The sequence below is a fragment of the Sphingomonas sp. genome, from assembly GCF_036387595.1.
Classification (GTDB): Bacteria; Pseudomonadota; Alphaproteobacteria; order Sphingomonadales; family Sphingomonadaceae; genus Sphingomonas.
On sequence record NZ_DASVTL010000083.1, the window covers coordinates 1 to 2,833 of the forward strand.

Here is a 2,833-nt window from a genome sequence, read left to right on the forward strand (position 1 = left end):
GCTCGCAACCCGGCATCCAGGCGCTATAGCAAAGCGTGTTTTCGCCAAAGGGGTATGCGACGCCGTGTTCAAGGGCCTGAAGCCGATCCTGTACAATGGCCACGAGGTCTGGCCGCTCGTCGAAGGCGGCAAGGGCGTCGCGGCGACCAATCACGCGTCCGCCGGTGCCTGGGCCGCCGCGGGCGGCATCGGCACCGTGTCCGCCGTCAACGCCGACAGCTACGATCCCGAAGGCAAGATCATTCCGCAGGTCTATCGCGCGCTTACCCGCCGCGAACGCCACGAGGAACTGGTCGAATACGCGATCGAAGGCGCGGTCCAGCAGGTCAAGCGCGCGTTCGACATCTCGGGCGGCCGCGGCGCGATCAACATCAACGTGTTGTGGGAAATGGGCGGGGCGCAGCGCGTGCTGCACGGCGTGCTCGAACGCACCCGCGGGATGGTCGCCGGGGTCACCTGCGGCGCCGGCATGCCGTACAAGCTGAGTGAGATCGCGGCGTCGTACAACGTCCATTACCTGCCGATCATCAGCTCCGGCCGGGCATTCCGCGCATTGTGGAAGCGCGCCTATTCGAAGGCCGCGGAATGGTTGGCGGCGGTGGTCTATGAGGATCCATGGCTGGCGGGCGGGCATAACGGCCTGTCCAACGCCGAGGACCCGTTGAAGCCGCAGGATCCGTATCCGCGCGTGAAGGAACTGCGCGAGGTGATGCGCGAGGGCGGCATTTCCGACGACGTGCCGATCGTGATGGCGGGCGGCGTCTGGTATCTGCGCGACTGGAACGACTGGATCGACAACCCCGAATTGGGCGCGATCGCGTTTCAATATGGCACCCGCCCGCTGCTGACCCAGGAAAGCCCGATCCCGCAAGGCTGGAAGGACCGGCTGACGACGATCGAGGAAGGCGAGGTGCTGCTGCACAAATTCTCGCCGACCGGCTTCTATTCGAGCGCGGTCCGCAATCCGTTTCTGCGCAGCCTGGAAGCCCGCTCGATCCGCCAGATCGCGTTCTCGACGCAGGAGGCGGGGGATCACGTCTTCCAGCTCGATGTCGGGGTGAAGGGCAAGAACTTCTGGGTGACGCGCAACGACCTGCTGCTGGCCCGGCAATGGTTCGGCGAGGGGCACACCGACGCACTGAAGACGCCCGACAACACGCTGGTCTTCGTCAGCCCGCAGGAAAAGGGCATGATCCGCAAGGACCAGGCCGATTGCATGGGCTGCCTGTCGCAATGCTCGTTCTCGAGCTGGGCGGACACCGAGACCAACTCGACCGGACGCCTCGCCGATCCGCGCTCCTTCTGCATCCAGAAGACGCTGCAGGACATCGCGCATGGCGGCGACATCGACCAGAACCTGATGTTCGCGGGGCACGCGGCGTACAACTTCAAGCGCGATCCGTTCTATTCGAACGGGTTCGTGCCGACCGTGAAGCAGCTGGTGGACCGGATCCTGACGGGGGATTGATCGGGTTGTTTTCGTCCACAAAATCCCTCATCTTGTGGACGGAGGTTCTATGCCGCAGTCGATGACCTTGAATGTTCGGGTTTCCGGATCGCTCGGCGACCATGTCGCCGAGAGCGTCGGCGACGACGGGCGTTACGAGAATGTCAGCGAATATGTCCGCGACCTTATCCGCCGCGACCTTGCGCGGATCGAGGAGGAGCGTTTTCAGGATCTGAAGGCCGAACTCGTCCGCGCGTTTTCCACACCGGACAGTGCGTACAAGGAAGTTACCGCGGACGAGGTGATCGCCCGCGCCAAGCGCCGCATGCATGGCTAAAGTCCGGATCGACGATACCGCCGCGGTTCAGATAGAAGATATATACATCTACACGGCCGACCACTGGGGCGAAGCTCAAGCGGAGGCTTATGTCCGCGGACTCTACGATCTGTTTCAGGATATCGCCGATGGCCGCGCGACCGGCCGAATGATCCCTGCGACCTTCCCGGTCGAGGGCTATGTAAGAACTTACCGTAGCCATTTCGTCTACTGGCGTAAGCTGGAGCCGGACGTGATCGGGATCGCCGCGGTGTTGCATGGGCGCATGCATAGGGTGGAGCGGGTTCGTAAGCTGCTGGGTGAAAGGAACTAACGTCGGCTGAGATCACAGATGCTCAGCCTCACCCTTTGCCGCCTTCGGCGTCTTTTCCTCTCCCTGTGGGAGAGAGAGGGAGTGGCAAAGCCGCGGAAGGGTGAGGGTGATCGGTCCTGATCGAAGACGAAACTAAACCCACCCCTCCAGCACCTGATCCGGCGGGCGGTGGCCGTCGGCCCACATCCGGATGTTGAGGATCACCTTCTCCCCCGATGCGACGCGACCTTCGTAAGTGGCGGAGCCCATGTGCGGGGTCATGACGACGTTCGGCAGCGCGAGCAGGCGCGGGTCGATCTGCGGCTCGTGGGTCCAGACGTCGAGGCCGGCGCCGGCGAGCCGCCCGGCCTCCAGCGCGTCGACCAGTGCTTCCTCGTCGACGATCCCGCCGCGGCTGGCGTTGATCAGATAGACGTTCGGCCGCAGCAGGGCGATGCGGCGGCGGTCCAGCAAATTCTCGCTATCGGCGTTGCGCGGGGTGTGGATGGTCAGGATATCGACCGCCGCCAGCATTCCGTCGAGCGACGGGTGCCACGTCGCGGCGAGCTGCGCCTCCAGCACCGCGGGCAGGCGGTTGCGATTGTGATAATGGATCGACAGCCCGAACGCGCGCGCGCGCAGCGCCACCGCCTGGCCGATCCGCCCCATGCCGACGATGCCGAGCGCCTTGCCGCCGATGCGGTGGCCGAGCATCCCGCCGGGGCTCCAGCCCTTCCACTGTCCCGACCGCACCAGC

At 64.6% G+C, this 2,833-nt stretch carries 4 protein-coding genes; 3 read left to right on the plus strand and 1 reads right to left on the minus strand.

Features of this window, described 5'->3' with window-relative positions; translation table 11 throughout:
• Positions 1–64 precede the first annotated feature (64 nt).
• The 3 genes from VF643_RS08795 to VF643_RS08805 all read left to right on the plus strand — a co-directional run bounded on the left by VF643_RS08795 (position 65) and on the right by VF643_RS08805 (position 2,097).
• Entirely contained in the window at positions 65–1,468 is a 1,404-nt protein-coding gene (locus VF643_RS08795; RefSeq protein ID WP_331043010.1) for an NAD(P)H-dependent flavin oxidoreductase, read from the plus strand.
• Positions 1,469–1,529: 61 nt separating this feature from the next.
• Positions 1,530–1,784 carry an addiction module antitoxin gene (locus tag VF643_RS08800; protein WP_331043011.1) on the plus strand — a complete coding sequence of 85 codons (255 nt, stop codon included), beginning with the start codon at positions 1,530–1,532 and terminating at the stop codon, positions 1,782–1,784.
• Entirely contained in the window at positions 1,777–2,097 is a 321-nt protein-coding gene (locus tag VF643_RS08805; RefSeq protein ID WP_331043012.1) for a type II toxin-antitoxin system RelE/ParE family toxin, read from the plus strand. The genes VF643_RS08800 and VF643_RS08805 overlap by 8 nt, the downstream gene beginning before the upstream one ends.
• 132 nt (positions 2,098–2,229) lie before the next feature.
• Here the strand turns inward: VF643_RS08805 and VF643_RS08810 are convergent.
• Positions 2,230–2,833: 2-hydroxyacid dehydrogenase (locus VF643_RS08810; protein WP_331043013.1), on the minus strand; the 604-nt coding region annotated here is incomplete at its 5' end.